The organism is Amycolatopsis nalaikhensis (assembly GCF_030264295.1).
In the GTDB taxonomy this organism is placed as follows: domain Bacteria; phylum Actinomycetota; class Actinomycetes; order Mycobacteriales; family Pseudonocardiaceae; genus Amycolatopsis; species Amycolatopsis nalaikhensis.
The window spans coordinates 8,634,709-8,654,414 of the sequence record NZ_CP127173.1 but is presented as its reverse complement, the minus strand read 5'-3'; the positions used below and the strand labels follow the sequence as shown (position 1 = coordinate 8,654,414).

The following is a 19,706-nucleotide window of genomic DNA, read 5'->3' as shown; positions in this document are numbered from 1 at the left end:
TCCCGCCGCCCGTCCCGGCTCCGAAGGGAGTCGGGACGGACGGGAGGGACCATGGGGAACCGGGACGCGGCGACGATCGAGACGGTTGAAGGTGCGGTGGCGAGGCTGGCGGTGCGCCGCGGCTCATGGCTCGTCGGCCGCGGGCCGGAGGCGCACCTCAAGCTCTACTCCGATCACGTGAGCCCGCGGCACGCGTGGCTGCGCCGGGACGCGCGCGGCACCTGGGTGTCGGACGCGGGCTCCCGCACCGGCACCCGAGTCAACGGCGAGCCCCTCGCCCCGGGACTGGCCCGTCTCCTGCGCGACGGCGACCGCGTCACCTTCGGGACCATCACCACCGTCTACGCCGACAGCCGCCCCGCCGCCGACGAGCCGCCGGTCTTCGCGAAAACCGGTACCGGCAAGGGAATCCGGCGGCTGGGCGTGCTCCTCGGACCGCCGCTCATCGTGGCCGGGTTCGGGCTGGGCGTCTCCCGGGTGCTCCACTTCCTCACGGCGGGGGCACCCGGCGACTTCCGGCTCGGTGCCGTCCTCTTCGCGCTGGGACTCGCGATCACCGTGCTCAGCCGTCCACAGTAGAGGCGACCACAGTGGACGGTGCCGCCGTCGCCGGTGCCCCGAGCCGCGCGGTCGGCACCTGGTACGTCTCCCGGGCCGTCGCGGCGGCGCCCGCCGCCACCACGCACACTGCCGCCGTGAAGATCGCGACCCCGAGCCAATCCTCCTTCGCCGAGCCGATCGCCGCCACGACGCTCGGGGCGAATCCCGCCACCGCGAAACCGATCTGAGTGCCGATCGCCATGCCCGACAGGCGGACCCGCGCGCTGAACATCTCGCCGTAGAGCGACGGCCAGACGCCGTTGACCCCGGAGTAGGCCACGCCGAACAGCACGATGCCGAGCACGAACAGCAGCGCGTACGAGCCGATCGAGATCGACCACAGGTACGGGAAGATCAGCACGCCGCACAGCAGGCACCCGGTGATGAACACCGGCTTGCGCCCGACCCGGTCGGCGAGCCCGGCCAGCAACGGGATCGCCGCCAGCGCGACGACGTTGGCGAGCACGCCCACCCACAGCATCGGCGTCCGCGCCAGGCCGATCGTGTTCACCGCGTAGCTCAGCGCGTAGACGGTGAAGATCGTGCTCACCGAGGCGATCGTCGCCGCGACGATCACGCGCAGGACGTCCGCCCAGTGGTCCCGGAACAGCACCGCGACCGGCAGCTTCGCGACGTCGGTGCGTTCGAAGACCGGCGTTTCGTCGAGCTTGCGGCGGATCACGAACCCGACCACCACAACCAGCGCGCTGCACCAGAACGGCACCCGCCAGCCCCAGGTCAGCAGCTGCTCCTGCGGCAGCGCGGCGACCGGGAGGAAGATCGCGGTGGCCAGGATCTGGCCGGCTTGGGTGCCACTCAGGGTGAAGCTCGTGAAGTACGCGCGGCGGTGCTCAGGAGCGTGTTCGAGCGACATCGAGTTCGCACCCGCCTGCTCGCCGGCGGCGGAAAGTCCTTGCAGCAGCCGGAGAACGACGAGCAGCACCGGCGCGGCGACGCCGACGCTCGCGTACGTCGGGAGGCAGCCGACGCAGAACGTCGCCACGCCCATCAGCAGCAGCGTGAAGACGAGGACGCGCTTGCGGCCGAACCGGTCGCCGACGTGGCCGAGGATGAACGCGCCGACCGGCCGGGCGAGGTAGCCGACGCCGAAGGTGGCCAGGGCCAGCAGCGTGCCGGTGGCGGGGGAGGAGGCGGGGAAGAAGACCTTGTTGAACACCAGCGCGGCCGCGGTGCCGTAGATGAAGAAGTCGTAGTACTCGAGCGCGCTGCCGATCCAGGCGGCCAGCGCCGCCTTGCGGGGCATCGATCCGGTCACGGGGACGAACTCCTGACGTCCGTGCTTCGTTGCGCAGAGTCGGCGGGGAAGCAATGTACGGTCTAGTTAGTTAATAGACTGTGCGAGACGGATCCCCGGGTGTCAAGAGGCGGTTCGCGGCTCGCCCGCCTCGTCCCGCGCCCGGGGACGCCGGGCTGAAGGGTCCTTTGCTGGCGTCAGATGAGAGGAAAGGACCCTTCAGCGCACCGGATGCGATGAACGTCCCCTTCAGCGCGCGCCGGGCGGGCCGGGGTCAGGCCGTCAGGTAGTCGATCACCAGGTCGCCGAGCATGGTGCGGTAGTGCTCGCGCCGGGCCGGGTCGAGCATGTCGCGGCCGAAGATCGCCTGGAACGTGTGGCGGTTCGCCAGCCGGAACACGCAGAACGAGCTGATGATCATGTGGATGTCGAGCGGGTCGGCGTCGGCGCGGAAGCGGCCGGCCGCCCGGCCGCGCTGGAGGACGACCGTCAGTCCGCCGAGGGCCGGGTCGGCCAGTCCGGCCAGGATCTCGGACTGCGCGAGGTGCTCCGCGCGGTGGATGTTCTCGATGCTGACCAGCCGGATGAAGTCCGGGTTCGCCTCGTGGTGGTCGAAGGTCAGCGCCGCCAGCTGCCGCAGGGCTTCCTCGGGCTCGAGGTGCTCGACGTCGACCTGCCGCTCCAGGGCGCGGATCGCGGAGTACGCCTGCTCCAGCACGGCGATGTAGAGCTGTTCCTTGCCGCCGAAGTAGTAGTAGATCATCCGCTTGGTGGTGCTCGTGCGGGCGGCGATCTCGTCGACGCGGGCGCCGGTGTAGCCCTTGTCCGCGAACTCGCGCATCGCCACCGCGAGGATGTCGGCGCGCGTGCGCTCCTTGTCGCGTTGCCGTTCGGCCTCCGACGATGGTGCGGCCACCGGGCTCCCTCCGCTGCAGGTGAACGGCCCCAACTCTAGCCCAGCCCTTCCGTCCGGGCGGGTCCCGCGCTACCGTGAACTCACTAGTTCGTACATTAATTCCGGAGGACGCGGCGTGACCAGCTACCTGATCGGACTCGTCGGCTCGGGCATCGGGCCGTCCGCCAGCCCGGCGTTGCACGAGCGCGAAGCCGACGAGCTCGGCCTGCGCTACGTCTACCGCCTGCTCGACCTCGACGTGCTGCGCCGCCCGGTCGGCGACGTCGTCGCGGCCGCCCGGCTGGCCGGGTTCGACGGGCTCAACGTCACCCACCCGGCCAAGCAGCTGGTCCTCGAGCACCTCGACGAGCTCTCCTCGGAAGCCGAAGCGCTCGGCGCCGTCAACACCGTCGTCTTCGAACGCGGCCGCGCGATCGGCCACAACACCGACGCCACCGGGTTCGCCCGCAGCCTCGGCCGCGGCCTGCCGGACGTCCGGATGGACGACGTCGTCCTGCTCGGCGCCGGGGGAGCGGGCGCCGCGGTCGCGCACGCGCTGCTCTCCCTGGGCACCGGGCGGCTGACGATCCACGACGTCGATCGGGCGCGCGGCGAAAACCTGGCCGAGGCCCTCAATGAACGGTTCGGCGAAGGTCGTGCGGAAGCAGGAGACCTGGCCGCGGTGGAGAACGCCGACGGCTTGGTGCACGCGACGCCGACCGGGATGGCCGCCCACCCCGGCTCTCCCGTCGCGGCCGAGCTGCTCCGCCCGGACCTGTGGGTGGCCGACATCGTCTACCGGCCACTGGAAACCGCGCTGCTGGCCGCCGCCCGCGCTCGCGGTTGCCGCGTCCTGAACGGCGGCGGCATGGTCGTGCTGCAGGCCGCCGAGTCGTTCCGGCTGTTCACCGGCGTCGAACCGGACCCCGCGCGGATGCTGCGCCACTTCGACGCCCTCGAAGGGGAGGCCGCCCGTGCCGCCTGAGCCGCGCACCGCGATCGCCACCGTCTGCCTCTCCGGCACCCTCGAAGACAAGCTCGCCGCGGCCGCCGCGGCCGGGTTCGACGGCGTCGAGGTCTTCGAAAACGACCTGGTCGTCTCGCCGTCGAGTCCCGCCGAGATCCGCCGCCGCTGCGCCGACCTCGGCCTGACGATCGACCTCTACCAGCCGTTCCGCGACTTCGAGGCCGTCCCGCCCGACGTCCACGCGGCCAACCTCCGCCGCGCGCGGCGCAGGTTCGACGTCATGGCCGAGCTCGGCGCCGACACCGTGCTGGTCTGCTCGTCGGTCTCCCCGGACGCGATCGACGACGACGACCTGGCCGCCGAACAACTGCACGCGCTGGCCGAGGTCGCGGCCGGACGCGGCATGAAGGTCGCCTACGAAGCACTGGCGTGGGGCAAGCACGTCAGCGGCTACGAACACGCGTGGCGCATCGTCCGCCGCGCCGCGCACCCCGCGCTCGGCGTCTGCCTCGACAGCTTCCACATCCTGTCGAAGGGCCACGACCCGGCGCCGATCCGCGCGATCCCCGGCGAGAAGATCTTCTTCCTCCAGCTCGCCGACGCCCCGCGCCTGCCGATGGACGTCCTGCCGTGGAGCCGTCACCACCGGCTCTTCCCCGGCCAGGGCGACTTCGACCTGACGGCGTTCACCGGGCACGTGCTCGCCGCGGGCTACCGGGGGCCGCTGTCCCTGGAGGTCTTCAACGACGTCTTCCGCCAGGCCGACCCGCGTCCGGCCGCGGTCGACGCGATGCGGTCGCTGCTGGCGCTCAAGGAGTCCCTCGGCGTCCTGGACCTCCCGCCCGCACCGGCCCTGACCGGGCACGCGTTCGCCGAAGTCGTCACCGATCCCGGCGCGGGCCGGGTGCTCGCGTCCCTCGGCTTCGCCCGCACCGGCGTGCACCGCACCAAGCCGGTCGAGCTTCTGGGAGCAGGGTGACGCCCGCGTGGTCGTCAACGAGGGCGGCGGGGAACACGGCGCCGTCGGCGCGGTCGCGCTCGCCAGCACCGACCCGGCCCGCTCGGCCCGCCGGGCGGATGCCCTGCGCGCGCCGGTCCTGCCGCGCGTGCGCGGTCCGCGCGAGGCCGAGCTGAACGCGGTCGCGGCGCCGGACGGCACCGAGGTCTTCCTGTGCGGGAACGACGACTGGCGCGCCGACTTCGTGCCGACGGGGGAGACCGCACCCGGCACCGGCGTCCTCGGAATCGATCACGTGGCCCTCACGCAGCCCTTCGACCACTTTGAAGAGGCGGCTTTGTTCTACCGGTCGGTGTTCGGGCTGACGCCGTCGCCGGTGGCCGAGTTCGCGGCGCCGTTCGGCCTGGTCCGCAGCCGGGCCGTCGCGGCGGGCGGGGTGCGGTTGACGCTGGACGGCGCCCTGGTCCGGCGCGGCGAATGGGCGCCCGCGGTACCCGAGCCACAGCACGTCGCGTTCGCCTGCGCGGACGCGGTCGCGACGGCGGAGGCGATGCGCGCGCTGGGGGCTCCGTTGCTGGAGATCCCGGGCAACTACTACGACGACCTCGAGGCGCGGCTCGACCTCCCGGCGGCGCGGCTGGCCGCGCTGCGGGCGAACTCGGTGCTCTACGACCGCGACGAGGACGGCGAGTTCCTGCACTTCTACACGGCGCTGGCCGGGGCGCGGGTGTTCTTCGAGGTGGTCCAGCGGGTCGGCGGCTACCGCGGGTTCGGCGTGGCGAACGCGCCCGTGCGGATGGCCGCGCACCGCGCCCGCCGACATGTCGTGCCACCAGCGAAAACACCAGCCTGATCACGGTCGCCGCCCCGGGAGTCCTTTCCCGGGGCGGTTTTTTCGCGCCCGCCGGGCGCGGCCACGCCGGAACCCGGCTTCCTGCCGTGAAAAACGGCCCGGACACCTTCCTATTCGGACGACTTCTGGCGCCCGGGTCACCGACGCGGGTAACCGTCCGGCTACTGCGCGTCAGACTCCCCGGTGCGTTTACAACGTTCCGGCAACCGCCTTGACAGGGCCTGTGGTACGTACCACTCTAACCCCAACATTGGTCTACACCATTTGGGGAGCCTGGCCGAGGTGGCCGGGCATGGAAAGGACGGCATCGAGTGAAACGCTGGCTCAAGCTGGCGGCGGGCGCCGCCGCATTCACGCTCGCGACCGCTGGTTGCGCGGGCTCCGGCGGCACCGACACCGCGGCCTCGTCGAGCGGCAGCGGACCGCTGAGCGGCACCGTGACGGTCTGGCTGATGACCGGGTCCGCGCCGGCCACCCTGACCGACGCGCTCAACAAGGAGTTCGAGACCGCGCACCCCGGCGTCAAGGTCAAGTACGAAATCCAGCAGTGGGACGGCATCCAGCAGAAGCTGACCACCGCGCTGGCCGGTGGCACCCCGCCCGACGTGATCGAGGTCGGCAACACGCAGACGCCGGCCTTCGCGTCGCAGGGCGTCCTCACCGACCTGTCGGGCGACAAGGACAGCTTCAACGGCGGGCAGTGGCTGAAGGGCCTCGCGGCGTCGGGCGAGTACGACGGCAAGACCTACGGCGTCCCGTTCTACGCGGCCAACCGCGAGGTCATCTACCGCAAGGACATGTTCGAGCAGGCCGGCATCACCAAGCCGCCGGCGTCGAACACCGAGTGGCTGGACGCCATCACCAAGCTGAAGGCGAAGTTCGGCTCCGACCCCGACTTCCAGGCGCTCTACATGCCGGGTCAGAACTGGTACGCGCTGCTGTCGTTCATCTGGGACAACGGCGGTGACATCGCCAAGGCCGAGGGCAAGGGCTACAAGGCCACCCTCGACACCCCCGAGGCCAAGGCCGGCCTGGAGTTCTACAAGCAGCTGGTCGACGCCTCCGGCACCAAGGCCCCGAAGGACGCCGACGAGGCCAAGCCGCAGCAGGCGACCGTCTACGGCGCCGGCAAGGTGGCCATGATGATCGGCCTCCCGTGGGAGCTGGCCACCGCGGCCAAGACCGACGCGAGCCTGACCGACAAGACCGCCGCGTTCGCCATCCCGAGCAAGACCGCCGGCCAGAGCGCCCCGGTGTTCCTCGGCGGCTCCAACCTGGCGATCCCGGCCAACAGCAAGAACGTGGCCGCGGCCAAGGAGTACGTCAAGCTGCTCTCCAGCGCGAAGTACCAGGGCCAGCTCGCCGCCGCCGGCGTCGTGCCCGGCACGTCGACCGACACCAGCGGCCTCGACAAGGACGCCCTCGGCAGCGTGATGGCCAAGGCCTCGGCCAACGGCAAGGCCGTCCCGGCCAGCCCGAAGTGGGGCGACGTCGAGTCCGGTCAGAACCCGATCAAGGACATGCTGACCGCGTACGTGACCGGCAAGAAGACGCTCGACCAGGCGACCGCCGACGCCAACGCAGCGCTCGACAAGCTCATCGGCGGATGACGGCGACCGCGAACATCACGATGCCGGCGGGGGCGACCCCGCCGGCATCGGCGCGGACGCCGGGAGCCCGCAAGCGCCGGAAGGGCCGGTTCGGCGACCGGATCCTCCCGTACCTGCTCCTGCTGCCCGCGCTGGCCGCCATCCTGGTCCTGCTCGCCTGGCCGCTGGTCCAGGTCCTCGGGATCAGCCTCCGCAAGCTCGACATCGGCGAGCTCGTCTCCGGCAAGACCGTCTGGGTCGGGCTCGACAACTACACGAACACCCTGGCCGACCCGGAGTTCTGGACGGTCACCGTCCGGACGCTCGTCTTCACCGCGGCCATCGTCGCCGCGACGATCCTCGGCGGCCTGCTGCTGGCGGTGCTCATGCGCCACCTCGGCCCGGTCGTGCGGATCATGGTCCAGGTGACGCTGGTGCTGGCGTGGGCCACGCCGGTGATCGCCACGACCACGGTGTTCCAGTGGATCTTCGACGAGCAGTACGGGATCCTCAACAAGACCCTCGACCGGCTCGGCTTCCACGGCTTCATCGGGTTCTCCTGGTTCTCCAGCGGCGCCAGCACGCTCACCGTGATCGGGCTGCTCATCGTGTGGCAGGCCGTGCCGTTCGTGACGTTCTCGCTGTACGCGGGCATCATCGGCGTCCCGCGCGAGCAGTACGAGGCGGCCGGCATCGACGGCGCCGGCCCGTGGCAGACGTTCCGCGCGGTCACCTGGCCCGCGATCCGGCCGATCACCACGATGGTGACGTTCCTGTCGGTGCTGTGGGACTTCAACGCCTTCGCCCAGATCTGGGCGATCCGCGAGGGCGGTCCGGACGGCGAGAGCACGACGCTGGCCGTGGTCCTGTACCTCAAGGGCATCGCGGGCAACCACTTCGGCGCGGCGGGCGCGATCGCCACGCTGATGCTGATCGTGCTCGCGCTCATCACCGGCCGGTACATCCAGCTGCTGGTCCGGACCCCGGAAGGTGATCTCAAGTGAGGAAGTCGCTGCCGCAGCGGATCGCGCTCTCGGTCGTGGGCGTGGTCGTGGCGCTGCTGATCCTCTTCCCGACGTACTGGATGTTCGTCACGTCCCTGCGGACGCCGGGTGAGATCCTCTCGCCGAAGTACGACCTGATCCCGACGTCGTTCTCGTTCGGCAACTTCACCACCGCGCTCGGCAAGGACAACTTCCCGACGTACCTGCTCAACAGCCTGATCGTCACCGTCGGGTCGGTGCTGTGCGCGTTGGTGGCCGGCACGCTCGCGGCGATCCCGCTGTCGCGGTTGCGGTTCACCGGCCGCAAGGGGTTCCTGGTGCTGGTCATGGTGGCGCAGCTGGCGCCCGTGTCGGCGCTGTTCATCCCGCTGTTCCTGCTGATGCGGGACGCCGGGCTGCTCAACACGCTGCCGTCGCTGCTGCTGATCTACTTCGCCACCACGCTGCCGTTCACGGTCTGGATGCTCTACGGCTTCGTCAACGGGATCCCGTACGAGCTGGAAGAGGCCGCGATGATCGACGGCTGCAGCCAGACCGGCGCGTTCCGCCGGGTGACGCTGCCGCTGCTCGGCCCGGGCCTGGTCACCACCTCGGTGTTCAGCTTCATCACCGCGTGGAACGAGTACCTGTTCGCGCTGGTCTTCATCCAGGACAAGCCGAAGGAGACGTTGCCGGTGTGGCTGGCGTCGTTCCGCACCGCGTTCGCCACCGACTGGGGCGGCGTGATGGCGGCGTCGGTCATCTACGCGATCCCGGCGCTGATCTTCTTCCTGCTCGTGCAGCGCAAGCTGGTGTCCGGCGCGACCGCCGGCGCCGTGAAGGGGTAGTGCGGTGACCTCACCGGAGAAGCTCGCCGAAGCCGTTCTCCTGCCCGGGTTCGCCGGCACGACCGCGCCGGACTGGCTGCGCCGCCGGATCGACGGCGGCCTGGGTGGGGTGGTGCTGTTCGGCCGCAACGTCGTCGACGACGAGCAGGTCGCCGCGCTGACCACGCAGCTGCGTGGCGGCCGCGAAGGCGTCGTGGTCGGGATCGACGAGGAAGGCGGCGACGTCACCCGCCTCGACGTGAACACCGGGTCGTTCGTGCCGGGGCCGCTGGCCCTGGGCGCGGCCGACGACCCGGAGCTGACCACGGCGGTCGCCGCCGCGCTCGGCGAACGGCTCGCGGCCTGCGGCGTCACGGTGAACCTCGCGCCGTGCGCGGACCTGACCCTGGCGGCCGAGGACCCGATCATCGGCGTCCGGGCGTTCGGGTCCGACCCGGCGAAGGCGTCCCCGCACGTCGCGGCGTACGTGACGGGGCTGCAGAAGTACGGCGTCGCGGCGTGCGCCAAGCACTTCCCGGGCCACGGCGCGGCGACCGAGGATTCGCACGTGGCCCTGCCGGTGCTGCCGCGGACCCTGGAAGAACTGCACGAGATCGAGCTGGTGCCGTTCGCGGCGGCGATCCGGGCGGGGGTGCGCGCGGTGATGTCGGGCCACCTGGTGGTCCGGGCGTGGGGCGACGAACCGGCGACGCTCAACCGGACGGCGCTGACGGACGTCCTGCGCGGTGAGCTCGGCTTCACGGGTGCGGTGATCACCGACGCGCTGGAGATGGGCGCGGTGTCGGGCGCGTACGGGCGGCACGACGGCCTGGGTCAGTCGGCGGTGCGTGCGCTGGCGGCGGGCGCGGACGCGCTGTGCCTGGGCGGGGCGGCGTTCGAGGCCGAGCACCTGGACGCGTGCGTGTCGGCGATCGTGGCGGCGGTCGCGGCGGGGGAGCTGCCCCTGGAGCGCCTGGCGGAGGCGGCATCGCGGACGGCGGCACTGGGCACCGACCCGGCCCCGGCCGCGGTGGGCCCGGTGGACCGCCGGCTCGGCTTGGAGGCGGCCCGCAAGGCGCTGCGCATCCGGGGAGACGTCCGGCTGGACGGCCCGCCACTGGTCGTCGACGTCCAGACCGAGCCGACGATCGCGGCCGGGCCGATGCCGTGGGGCCTCGGCGCGCACCTGGCCGAGCTGATCCCGGGAACCCGGGCGATCTCGGCGACTCCCGACGACGTCGCGGCGATTCTCGAAGCGGCACAAGGGTTCTCGAGCGTCGTGGTGGTGACGCGGGAGGCGCACCGGCACCCGCGGGTGCGCGACCTGCTGGCCGAGTTGTCCTCTGTGGACTACATCAGGGTCGAGACGGGCGTGCCGGGCCCGGCCGACGGCGACGGTCCGCGGATCGACACGTTCAGCGGCTCGTACGTGAGCCTACGCGCGGTGGCCGAGTACCTGGCCTGAGCCGGGCGTCCGGAAGCCCCGCCGGAGACGTCCGGCGGGGCTTCGTCCTTTTTGCCGCATCTTCACAGGGCGTTCGCGCTTTTGTACGAGCCTTGTACCGGCCATCGCCATGCTGTCCCCACCACGAAATCCTGGAGGGACGGACACATGAGAATTCGGATCGGGAAGCGGACGGCGGCCGTGGTCGGGGCGGCCGCGGCTATCGTGCTGGCCGGCGCCACCCCGGCCCTCGCGGCGACCGGGACCGTGCACACCGACTCCGGTGCGCCGCTGACCGTGCGCTCGGCTCCGAGCACCGGGGCGACCTCGACCGGGACGGTCGCCGACGGCACCGCCGTCACCATCGACTGCCAGACCACCGGCGAGACCGTCACCGGCAAGTACGGGACCAGCAACATCTGGGACCACATCCCCGGCGGCTACATCACCGACACCTACGTCTACACCGGTTCCGACGGCCGGATCGCGCCGGACTGCACCGATGTCCCCACCCCACCGACCACCGCGTGCTCCACCTCCGGGCTCGGCGACCCGAACACCTGCGCCCAGGCCGTCACCAAGGCCAAGTCGCGTGTCCACACCAACTACGACTCCTCCTACGACGGCTGGTGCGACCGCATCAACGCCCAGAACTACGGCTTCAGCGCGAGCGGCTCGACCACCGCGTACGTGCACTGGACGCAGATCCCCAGCTCCTACAAGCACGCAGGCAGCACCGACGTCCCGGCGGGCGGGCTCGCCTTCTTCTCCAACGGCGGTGCGGGCCACACGATGATCTCGATCGGTGGCGGCAAGTTCCTGTCGAACGACATCCACGGCGCCGGCACCTACACCGAGACGACGATCTCGGAGATCAAGAGCAAGTGGGGCCAGACCTACCTCGGCTGGTCGCAGCCCTGGTTCAAGGTGAACCACTGACCTGACGTACGACGGACCCCTGTCCCGCCTCCCCGGGACAGGGGTCCGTCCGCGTTCAGGGTTTCAGGTGGTGCAGGACGAAGATCCCGCCCAGCGCCGGGCGGTCGAGCCGTTCGTGGTCGGTGGCCACGTACTCGTCCAGCACCGCGAGGATCCGGCGGTCGAGCTCCTCGACCTCGGCGGGGGACAGGTGCAGCAGGAACTTCTCGTGCACCGCCACCGACTCCGGGCCCGCCGCCCGCACCTCTTCCTGGAAGATCTCGATCGGCGCGAACCGCGTCTCGGCGTCGGCGCCGGACAGCGGGCCGTCGAGCCACCACGTCTCGTTGTTCGAGCGGTACGGCTTCTCCAGCGCGCCGCTCGCGCCGGTGCGGACGGGCGCCGGTTCGAGCAGGCCAGCCGCCACCAGCTGCCGGACGTGGTGGAGGACCGTGCCGGGGTCGCGGTCGAGGCGGTCGGCCAGCTGCTTGTTCGTCAGCTCCTCCACCAGGCACAGCCGCATGATGCGCAGCCGCAGCGGGTGCCCGAGGGCCTTCGCCTCCTCGGGCGTCGCCGGGCGCCGGCGGCGGGGTTCGCTCATGAGCGGAGCGTAGTCCATCGATGGAATCCAGTCACATCGATGGAGAAAACCCCATCGATGTGCGATCCTCCATCAATGAGCGCCACCTTCTGGCGGCTGTGGACCGCCGCCGGCCTGTCCAGCCTCGCCGACGGCGTCCTCAAGGTCGCCCTGCCGCTGGTCGCGGTCGGGTACACGCGGTCGCCCGCCCTCATCGCCGGGCTCGCCTTCGCCTTCACGCTCCCGTGGCTGCTCTTCGCACTGCCCGCCGGCGCGCTGGTCGACCGGCTCGACCGCCGACGCGCGATGCTCGGCGCCAACGTCGTCCGCGGTGGCCTGCTCGCGGCCGTCACGCTGCTGACCGCCTTCGGTGCGGGGTCGATCTGGGCGCTCTACGTCGTCGCCGCGGCGACCGGGACGGCTGAGACGATCTACGACACGGCCGCGCAGTCGATCGTCCCGCAGGTCGTCGGGCGGGCGGAGCTGGCGCGGGCCAACGGCCGGGTGTTCGCCGCCGAGCAGACGGCCAACGAGTTCGCCGGTCCGCCACTGGCCGGGGTGCTGGCCGCGGCCGGAGCCGTCGCCGCGTTCATCACGCCGGTGGCGCTGTGGGCGGTAGCCGTCGCGGCCCTGCTGCTGGTGCGCGGCACTTACCGGGTCCCGCGCGAGCGACGCACGACGCTCCGCTCCGACATCGCCGAAGGCCTGCGCTTCCTGGTGCGGCACAGAGTATTGCGGACGTTCTCGGTCATGGTCGGCACGTTCAACTTCGCGACCGGCGCCGTCTTCGCGGTCCTCGTGCTGCACGCGGTCGGGCCGGACTCGGCGATGGGGTTGTCGGAACCGGCGTTCGGGCTGCTGATGGCCACCATCGCCGCGGGCGGCCTGGCCGGGTCGCTGCTCGCCGAGCGGGTGGAACGCCTGCTGGGTCGCGTCCGCGCGCTCTGGGTGTCGTGGCTCGCGGGCGGGCTGCCCGTCGGCGCGCTCGCGGTGACGACGAACCCGTACGCCGTCGGCGTGGCGTTCTTCGCCGGTGGCGCGGGAATCCTGGTGTCGAACGTCGTGATGGTGTCCCTGCGCCAGCGGCTCACGCCCGACCGGCTGCTCGGCCGGCTCAACAGCAGCCACCGCCTGGTCGCCTGGGGCACCAAGTCCCTCGGCGCGCTCGCCGGCGGGGCGATCGCGCAGGCCTTCGGGTTGCCGGTGGTGTTCGCCGTGATGGCGGTGCCCGCGTTCGCCGTGGTGCTCGGGCTCTTCGTGGTGACCGAACCCGCCCTCGCCGCGGCCGAACGCGAACCGGGGTGCCGCGGCCTCGAGAGCGAGACCGCGGCACCCCGGGAACCGGGCCGCGGGTGACCCGGCGTCACGCGCGGCAGGTCCGCCCGCGGTTCACGCAGTTGACCAGCCCGTTCATGATGCGCTGGGACATCACGTTGGCGAAGTCGTCGTGGTCGGACAGCGGGTTGTGCTTCTCCTGCGGGAAAGCGTCCACTTTGTACTGCTTCTTGACCTGGACGTCGTGCGGGATGTCGTAGGTCAGCGAGATCTGCAGCTGCGGCACGGCCTTGAACCCCTTCGCGCACCGGCCGAACTGATCCGGGAACACGATGTGCGTGCGGTGGTTGGCGCTGTCGGTGTTCTTCCCGTCCCAGCAGCTCGGGAACGTGTGGATCCGCTTGACCTTGCTGTTCTGCGGGCAGATCGGGTACTTGTCGGTGACGCGGTTCTCGAAGCCGGTGCACGTCCAGCTCGCCCGTGCGTTGGCCGGGCCGTTGGTCGACACCTTCGCGTCGCCGTAGAGCACGCGCAGGAACCGCGGCATCGCCACGACCTTGCCCACCGGGCTGCCGCGGAAGGTCAGCTGGACTCGTTGCGGGCGCTGGATTTCCCCGTCGTTGCCGGGCAGCTCGTTGTTCTCGTCCTGGCCGGGCAGCGCGCCACCCGCCGTGGTGCTCGGCGGCGGTGTCGGCGTGCCGGTGTCCTTGCCGGGCTTCGGGGCGCACGGCGCGAGGCCGCCCAGGTCGCCCGGCTTCGGCGCGAACCGGCCGATCGCGATGGCGATGCGGTCGATGATCGCGGCGCGGCGGTCCTTGAGCGGGTTCAGGATCGCGTTGCGCACGAAGTCCGCGCCGCCCTGGCCCTGCGTCTCGGCGATGCGCTTGTTGGCCTCGTCGGTCTGGGTGTCGAGCTGGTCGAGGTTGGCGTCCACTTCGGCCATCGCCTGGTCGGGGACGTCGGCGAGCTTGCTGGCGACGTCCGGGCAGGCGACCTGGACGGTCTTGGCCTCCTGGTCGGCCTGCGCGCGGTCGGCGTCGGGCTTCTTCGCGGGCTCGTTCTTCTCCTCTTCGCCGGTGTCGATGCGCACGACGGGCCAGAAGTAGGCGGACTTGTCGCCGTTCCGGCACGTCGTGCCGGCCCGCACGAGGCTCTTGTTGTTCGAGTCGGCGTTCGTCGAGAGGTTGCCGACGTAGTCGTGCAGGTGCTGGGCGCCGTTGCGGACACCGGGCTGGGCGATGAAGTTGTCCGGGTTGAAGTGGCCGTTCTCGTTGCGGCCGCAGTCGACGGTGAAGGTGCCGGTCGACGCGCCGGTGACCGGGCGCGGGTCGAACTGGTTCGGCTTCACCTTCAGGATGTCGATGTAGAACGCGGGATCGGCTTCGTCGGCGCTGGCTTCACCGGTGGTGCCGGTGGTCGTGGCGACGACGATGCCGCCGACGGCGATCGCGAGGGCGAGGCCGCCGGTGGCGATCTTCGTTCTGCGGGAAAGGCGATGCCGTCCTTGGGTGCGGGACATGCGGAAATCCTCCGGGTGTCGGGCTGGCGGGAACGCACGACACTGAACGGGCACGCGCGTGCCCGTGAGTCGGCGACGGAACGCCCGGCGGCTGGTCCACTGACCCGACATCAGTGGGCGCGCGGTCACCTGCCCGTGGCCGCGCCGTCAACCGGCTGGTTATCGTTCCGTGATGGAACCTACACGGCGTTTTGACACCGGGCAAGAACTGTTTTAGCCATTACGAGCCGTCATGACCGCTTTCGGTTTCCGTAGCCGGGCAACGGGTTTGCCCAGGTCGCGACCGCTCGGGAAAAAAGTTTGAACCGATCCGAACCCGGGTCCGTACTACTCGGTGAAGCGCCAGGAATGCCCTCCGGTCGAATTGTCACGCGGAAATAGCGGGAATGCGCCCTTTTTCGTTCAGCGGAGTGCGGCGGGAACCGCCGGGATCGCCGACAACGCCGAATCGAGCCGGTGGCCCACCGCCAGGCCCACCTGGTCGCGCAGTGCGGCCAGCTTTTCGACGTCGATGCCGGTCGCGATGCCTTCGCCGTGGAAGAAGTCGACGAGGTCGTCGGTCGCGACGTTGCCCGACGCGCCCGGCGCGAACGGGCAGCCGCCGAGCCCGCCCAGTGCCGAGTCGAACCGGCGGATCCCGAGCGCGAGCCCCTCCCACGCGTTGGCCGCCGCGCGGCCGTAGGTGTTGTGCAGGTGCAGCCCCAGCGGGACGTCGGGCAGCTCGTCGCGCACCGCGGAGACCGCGGCGCGCACCTGGCTCGGCCGCGCCGCGCCGATCGTGTCCGCGAGGTGGACCACGCGCGCGCCCATTTTCCCCAGGCGCGCGGCCACGTCGGCCGTGCGGTCGGGGTCGGTGTCGCCGTCGAACGGGCACACGAACGCCGTCGCCACCGACGCTTCGATCGCGACGCCCGCTTCGGACAGGAGTTCCGCGCACCCCGCCAGCCGGTCCAGCGCCGCGTCGGTCGGGACGCCCGCGTTGGCGGTGCTGTGCCCGTCGCTGGCCGAAACCACCAGCCGGACCGCTCGCGCGCCCGCGTCGATCGCCTGCCGCGCCCCGCGTTCGGTGAACACCAGTGTGTGCAGGGTCGCGGGCACGTCCGGCAGGAGGGTCCGCAGCACGTCCCCGGTGTCGGCCATCTGCGGCACCCGGCGCGCCGAGACGAACGAGCCGACCTCCAGCGACCGCACGCCCGCGTCGATCAGGCCGCGGGCGAGCCGCACCTTCTCGTACGTGGGAACGGTGACGGGCTCGTCCTGCAGCCCGTCCCGCAGCACGACCTCGGTGATGAGGACTTCGGTCATGGTCAGATCACTCCGTTCTCGCGCAGGCGGGCGACCGCCTCGCCGGGGACGCCGAGCTCGGCGAGCACGGCCTCGGTGTGTTCGCCCAGCTCCGGCCCGAGCGCGCGGGTCCGGCCGGGCCGCTCGGTCAGGGTCGGCACGATGCCGGGGAAGGTGACTTCGGTTTCGCGGTCGCCGTCCAGGCGGACGCGGTGCCGCTCGTGCATGCCGCGCGCCTCGAAGTGCGGGTCCTTGGCGATGTCGGGGGCGGTGAGGATCGGTCCACACGGGACGGACGCCGCCCGCAGCACGGCCTCGGCGGCTTCCTGGGTGAGGGTCGCCGTCCACGCGCCGATCGCGTCGTCGAGCAGCCCGGCGTGCGCGACGCGGCCGGCGTTGTCCGCGAACCGCGGGTCGTCCGCCAGGTCGGCGCGGCCGACGGCGTGCATCAGGCGGCGGAAGATCGCGTCGCCGTTGCCGCTGACCACGATGTACTTCCCGTCGGCGCAGCGGTAGGTGTTGGAGGGCGCCACCCCGGGCAGCGCGGAGCCCGCCGGGCCGCGCACGACGCCGAACGCCTCGAAGTCCGGGATCAGCGACTCCATCAGCGAGTACACGGCTTCGTACAGCGCGACGTCGACCACCTCGCCCGGGTTCGCGCCCGGCTCGCGGTCGCGCCGGAGCAGGCCCATCAGCGCGCCGATCACCGCGTAGAGCCCGGCGACGGAGTCGGCGAGGCTGACGCCGACCCGCGTCGGCGGCCGGTCGGGGTAGCCGGTGAGCGCGCGCAGGCCGCCGATCGCCTCGGCGACGCCGCCGAAGCCGGGCCGGTCGCGGTAGGGGCCGGTCTGGCCGTAGCCGGACACGCGGACGACGACCAGCCGCGGGTTGAGCGCGCGCAGCTCGTCCGGGCCGAGGCCCCAGCGTTCCAGGGTGCCGGGCCGGAAGTTCTCGAGCAGGACGTCGCTGCGGGCGGCCAGCGCGCGGACGATGTCCTGGCCTTCGGGGCGGCGCAGGTCGACGGTCACCGAGCGCTTGTTGCGGCCCAGTGTGCGGAACAGCAGGGAGGTGTCGCCCGCGTGCAGCCGCCAGCGGCGGAGCTCGTCACCGGTGCCGGGGCGCTCGACCTTGACGACGTCGGCGCCGAAGTCGGCCAGGAGGCGCCCGGCCGTGGGCGCGGCGATGAAGTTGCCCAGTTCGACCACCCGGATGCCGGAGAGCGGCCCGGTTTGTTCACTCATGCCCGACTCCAAACCACTATGTGAGTTGCTAACTCAGAATACGGGCGCGAGTCGCGGAGTCAACCGGTTCGAGCGTGGATAGACTGTGCGGCACACCACGGGCACGGGGCGGGGCGATGGCGGACGAAGAACGCAGCGGCACGACGCCGGTGCTGGTGCTGCGCAAGTTCAAGCAGATCCTCGAGTCGTTCACCATCGACAACCCCGAGCTGACGCTGCAGCAGATCACCCGGTCGACCGGGCTGCCGGCGAGCACGTGCCAGCGGCTGGTGCACAACCTGGTGCGCGAAGGGTTCCTCGACCGCTACGACGACACCTACCGGGTCGGCCTCGGCCTGGTCCGCTGGGCGGCGCCGGGCACGTTCGGCCTCGACCTGGTCCGCCTGACGCGGCCGGTGCTGCACCAACTGCGTGACGAAACGGGCGAAACGGCCTGCCTGTACGTCCGCGACGGCGCCTACCGCACGGTGATCTCCCTGGCCGAGTCGCGGCACCCGGTGGTGCGGCTGTTCGTGGTCGGGATGGTGATGCCGCTGCACGCCGGCTCGGCGGGCAAGGTGTTCCTGGCCTGGGACAAGCTGGCGGTCAAGGACGCGATCGGCCACGGGCTGGCCCGCTTCACCCCGCGCACGGTCGTCGACATCGAGCTGCTGTCCGAGCAGCTCCGGCAGATCCGCGAGGCGGGGTACGCGTCGAGCTTCGAGGAGCGCGACCTCGGCGCGGCGTCGCTGAGCGCCCCGGTGTTCGGCTTGAACGGCGAGGTCAGCGCGGCGATCGGGATCGGCGCGCCGACCCAGCGGATGACCCCGGCCGACGTGCCGCGGCTGGCGCCGATCGTGGTGGAGGCGGGCCGCCGGGCTTCCGAGCGGCTCGGGTACCGGCCGGGCGTGGAGCAGGTCGCGGGTCTCTGACCTTCTTTTCCGCCGGTTCGCCACTGTTGTGCCCTGATGCCCGGATTGTCCCCCGAGTGGAGGGCGGTTCGGGCCTGACTCATCCTGTCTTCGGTCCGCGAGTCCTTGACTCCGCCCGCCGCACGTCACATTATGAGTCGGCCAACCACATAGTGGAGAAGTCAAAGGAGACGACGGATGGCGAACATCCCCGACGCCGCCGTGCCGGACGCCGGCACCATCGCGGGCCGGCTCGACCGGCTGCCCATCACCCGCACGCACCGCCGGGCCACCGTCGCCGTCGGGCTCGGCCTGTTCTTCGACTTCTACGAGGTCTTCCTGACCGGCGTGCTGAGCTCGGTGCTCGTCGAAGAGTTCAACCTGACCAAGGCGGAGCTGCCGCCGCTGCTCGCGTCGACGTTCGTCGGCATGTTCTTCGGCGCCCTGCTGCTCGGCAGGCTCGCCGACCGCTACGGCCGCCGCGGCGCGTTCCTGCTCAACCTCGGCCTGTACTCGTTCTTCTCGCTGCTCGGCGCCTTCAGCGGCGGCGCGCTGATGCTGCTGGTGACGCGGTTCTTCGCAGGCATCGGCCTGGGCGCGGAGCCGCCACTGGCCGACACCTACCTCACCGACCTGCTGCCCGCCCGCAAGCGCGGCCGCTTCATCGCCTGGGCGTACACGCTCGCCTTCTGTGGCTTCCCGGTCGTCGGCTTCCTGGCCCGCGGGCTGACCGAGCACGAGATCTTCGGCATCGCGGGCTGGCGCTGGCTGTTCGTGATCGGCGCGCTCGGCGCGGGCGCGGTCTTCCTGCTGCGGCGCGGGCTGCCCGAGTCGCCGCGGTGGCTGGAGTCGGTCGGCCGCACCGAAGAGGCCGAGCACCTGGTGGCCGGCATGGAGGCCGAGGCCCGCGGCGGCGTCAACGAGAACGTGGCCCCGCCGCGCGGCACCACCCGCAAGCGCGCCGCCGCGCCGGTGCTCGAGCTGTTCGCCCCCGCGCAGCGCCGCCGCACCTGGATGATGGTCGTCTTCCACATCCTGCAGACCCTCGGCTACTACGGGTTCGGCACGCTGGTGCCGCTCGTGCTGGCCGCCAAGGGGTACGCCGTTTCGCAGTCGCTGCTGTTCGCCGCGCTGACCTACCTCGGCTACCCGGTCGGCTCGGCGCTGTCGCTGCCGATCGTGGAACGCGTGGAGCGCAAGTACCTCGTCGTCGGCTCGGTGCTGGCGATGGCGGTGTTCGGCATCGCGTTCGGCTACGCCGGATCGATGGCGCTGATCCTCGTGTTCGGCTTCCTGTACACGGCGACCAGCAACGTGTTCTCGAACGCGTACCACATCTACCAGGCCGAGATCTTCCCGACGGCGTTGCGCTCGACGGCGTCGAGCGGCACGTACTCGCTGTCGCGCCTGGCGAGCGGCGCGATGCCGTTCGTGCTGGTGCCGCTGCTCGCCGCGCACGGCCCGACGACGCTGTTCCTGGTGGTCGCGGGAGCGCTGGTGGTGGTCGCGCTCGACATCGCGGTTCTCGGCCCGAGGACGACGGGCCGCCGCCTGGAGAGCGTGAACGACGACGTCCCGGCCACGGCCCCCTCGCAGCCGATTCGCTGACCGCCGCCGCCTCGTCGATC

16 protein-coding genes and 1 pseudogene are annotated in these 19,706 nt (G+C 71.4%); 11 read left to right on the top strand and 6 right to left on the bottom strand.

Annotated elements, in window-relative coordinates:
* The first annotated feature begins 51 nt into the window (after nucleotides 1-51).
* Nucleotides 52-579 carry an FHA domain-containing protein gene (locus QP939_RS41980; protein ID WP_285452227.1) on the top strand — a complete coding sequence of 176 codons (528 nt, stop codon included), beginning with the start codon at nucleotides 52-54 and terminating at the stop codon, nucleotides 577-579.
* Here the strand turns inward: QP939_RS41980 and QP939_RS41975 are convergent.
* On the bottom strand, nucleotides 563-1,876 hold the full coding sequence (locus QP939_RS41975; protein WP_285452225.1) for an MFS transporter: 1,314 nt from the start codon (nucleotides 1,874-1,876) through the stop codon (nucleotides 563-565). The genes QP939_RS41980 and QP939_RS41975 overlap by 17 nt on opposite strands.
* A gap of 253 nt (nucleotides 1,877-2,129) precedes the next feature.
* A complete protein-coding gene (locus QP939_RS41970) occupies nucleotides 2,130-2,771 on the bottom strand; it encodes a TetR/AcrR family transcriptional regulator (RefSeq protein ID WP_285452223.1) in 642 nt (213 codons plus the stop codon).
* Between the two features lie 115 nt (nucleotides 2,772-2,886).
* On the opposite strand from QP939_RS41970, the gene QP939_RS41965 reads away from it, so the two are divergent.
* The 7 genes and pseudogenes from QP939_RS41965 (at nucleotide 2,887) to QP939_RS41935 (ending at nucleotide 11,310) form a co-directional block, all read left to right on the top strand.
* Nucleotides 2,887-3,735 (top strand): shikimate dehydrogenase, encoded by an 849-nt coding sequence (locus QP939_RS41965; protein ID WP_285452221.1) that lies wholly within the window; start codon nucleotides 2,887-2,889, stop codon nucleotides 3,733-3,735.
* Nucleotides 3,725-5,528 (top strand): annotated as a pseudogene (locus tag QP939_RS41960) (bifunctional sugar phosphate isomerase/epimerase/4-hydroxyphenylpyruvate dioxygenase family protein). Before QP939_RS41965 ends, QP939_RS41960 begins: the two are co-directional and overlap by 11 nt.
* A gap of 311 nt (nucleotides 5,529-5,839) precedes the next feature.
* Nucleotides 5,840-7,138 (top strand): sugar ABC transporter substrate-binding protein, encoded by a 1,299-nt coding sequence (locus tag QP939_RS41955; protein ID WP_285452219.1) that lies wholly within the window; start codon nucleotides 5,840-5,842, stop codon nucleotides 7,136-7,138.
* Entirely contained in the window at nucleotides 7,135-8,121 is a 987-nt protein-coding gene (locus tag QP939_RS41950; RefSeq protein WP_285452217.1) for a carbohydrate ABC transporter permease, read from the top strand. Before QP939_RS41955 ends, QP939_RS41950 begins: the two co-directional genes overlap by 4 nt.
* A complete protein-coding gene (locus QP939_RS41945) occupies nucleotides 8,118-8,948 on the top strand; it encodes a carbohydrate ABC transporter permease (protein ID WP_285452215.1) in 831 nt (276 codons plus the stop codon). The genes QP939_RS41950 and QP939_RS41945 overlap by 4 nt, the downstream gene beginning before the upstream one ends.
* 4 nt (nucleotides 8,949-8,952) lie before the next feature.
* On the top strand, nucleotides 8,953-10,392 hold the full coding sequence (locus tag QP939_RS41940) for a glycoside hydrolase family 3 protein (RefSeq protein ID WP_285452214.1): 1,440 nt from the start codon (nucleotides 8,953-8,955) through the stop codon (nucleotides 10,390-10,392).
* A gap of 147 nt (nucleotides 10,393-10,539) precedes the next feature.
* Complete coding sequence (locus QP939_RS41935) at nucleotides 10,540-11,310, top strand: SH3 domain-containing protein (protein ID WP_285452212.1); 771 nt, start codon at nucleotides 10,540-10,542, stop codon at nucleotides 11,308-11,310.
* A 55-nt stretch (nucleotides 11,311-11,365) separates the two neighbouring features.
* Here QP939_RS41935 and QP939_RS41930 read toward each other — a convergent pair whose 3' ends face one another.
* Entirely contained in the window at nucleotides 11,366-11,890 is a 525-nt protein-coding gene (locus tag QP939_RS41930) for an ArsR/SmtB family transcription factor (protein WP_285452211.1), read from the bottom strand.
* A 75-nt stretch (nucleotides 11,891-11,965) separates the two neighbouring features.
* On the opposite strand from QP939_RS41930, the gene QP939_RS41925 reads away from it, so the two are divergent.
* The gene (locus tag QP939_RS41925; RefSeq protein ID WP_285452209.1) at nucleotides 11,966-13,225 is read left to right on the top strand and encodes an MFS transporter; all 1,260 of its coding nucleotides are present in this window, start codon (nucleotides 11,966-11,968) and stop codon (nucleotides 13,223-13,225) included.
* A 7-nt stretch (nucleotides 13,226-13,232) separates the two neighbouring features.
* Here the strand turns inward: QP939_RS41925 and QP939_RS41920 are convergent, their stop codons facing one another.
* From QP939_RS41920 to QP939_RS41910, 3 genes are all read right to left on the bottom strand, one after another.
* Nucleotides 13,233-14,663, bottom strand: coding sequence for a DUF1996 domain-containing protein (locus QP939_RS41920; protein WP_285452207.1), 1,431 nt, complete (start codon nucleotides 14,661-14,663; stop codon nucleotides 13,233-13,235).
* A 402-nt stretch (nucleotides 14,664-15,065) separates the two neighbouring features.
* Nucleotides 15,066-15,968 carry a hydroxymethylglutaryl-CoA lyase gene (locus QP939_RS41915; RefSeq protein WP_285452206.1) on the bottom strand — a complete coding sequence of 301 codons (903 nt, stop codon included), beginning with the start codon at nucleotides 15,966-15,968 and terminating at the stop codon, nucleotides 15,066-15,068.
* A gap of 2 nt (nucleotides 15,969-15,970) precedes the next feature.
* On the bottom strand, nucleotides 15,971-17,188 hold the full coding sequence (locus tag QP939_RS41910) for a CaiB/BaiF CoA transferase family protein (protein WP_285452205.1): 1,218 nt from the start codon (nucleotides 17,186-17,188) through the stop codon (nucleotides 15,971-15,973).
* 116 nt (nucleotides 17,189-17,304) lie between these two features.
* On the opposite strand from QP939_RS41910, the gene QP939_RS41905 reads away from it, so the two are divergent.
* The gene (locus QP939_RS41905; RefSeq protein ID WP_285452203.1) at nucleotides 17,305-18,099 is read left to right on the top strand and encodes an IclR family transcriptional regulator; all 795 of its coding nucleotides are present in this window, start codon (nucleotides 17,305-17,307) and stop codon (nucleotides 18,097-18,099) included.
* A gap of 177 nt (nucleotides 18,100-18,276) precedes the next feature.
* Complete coding sequence (locus tag QP939_RS41900; protein WP_285452202.1) at nucleotides 18,277-19,686, top strand: MFS transporter; 1,410 nt, start codon at nucleotides 18,277-18,279, stop codon at nucleotides 19,684-19,686.
* Nucleotides 19,687-19,706 lie beyond the last annotated feature (20 nt).

Coding starts and splice junctions, on each gene's coding strand:
- QP939_RS41980 (WP_285452227.1), top strand. CDS start 52: ATGGGGAACCGGGACGCGGCGACGATCGAGACGGTTGAAGGTGCGGTG.
- QP939_RS41950 (WP_285452217.1), top strand. CDS start 7,135: ATGACGGCGACCGCGAACATCACGATGCCGGCGGGGGCGACCCCGCCG.
- QP939_RS41935 (WP_285452212.1), top strand. CDS start 10,540: ATGAGAATTCGGATCGGGAAGCGGACGGCGGCCGTGGTCGGGGCGGCC.
- QP939_RS41930 (WP_285452211.1), bottom strand. CDS start 11,890: ATGAGCGAACCCCGCCGCCGGCGCCCGGCGACGCCCGAGGAGGCGAAG.
- QP939_RS41925 (WP_285452209.1), top strand. CDS start 11,966: ATGAGCGCCACCTTCTGGCGGCTGTGGACCGCCGCCGGCCTGTCCAGC.
- QP939_RS41920 (WP_285452207.1), bottom strand. CDS start 14,663: ATGTCCCGCACCCAAGGACGGCATCGCCTTTCCCGCAGAACGAAGATC.
- QP939_RS41915 (WP_285452206.1), bottom strand. CDS start 15,968: ATGACCGAAGTCCTCATCACCGAGGTCGTGCTGCGGGACGGGCTGCAG.
- QP939_RS41910 (WP_285452205.1), bottom strand. CDS start 17,188: ATGAGTGAACAAACCGGGCCGCTCTCCGGCATCCGGGTGGTCGAACTG.
- QP939_RS41905 (WP_285452203.1), top strand. CDS start 17,305: ATGGCGGACGAAGAACGCAGCGGCACGACGCCGGTGCTGGTGCTGCGC.
- QP939_RS41900 (WP_285452202.1), top strand. CDS start 18,277: ATGGCGAACATCCCCGACGCCGCCGTGCCGGACGCCGGCACCATCGCG.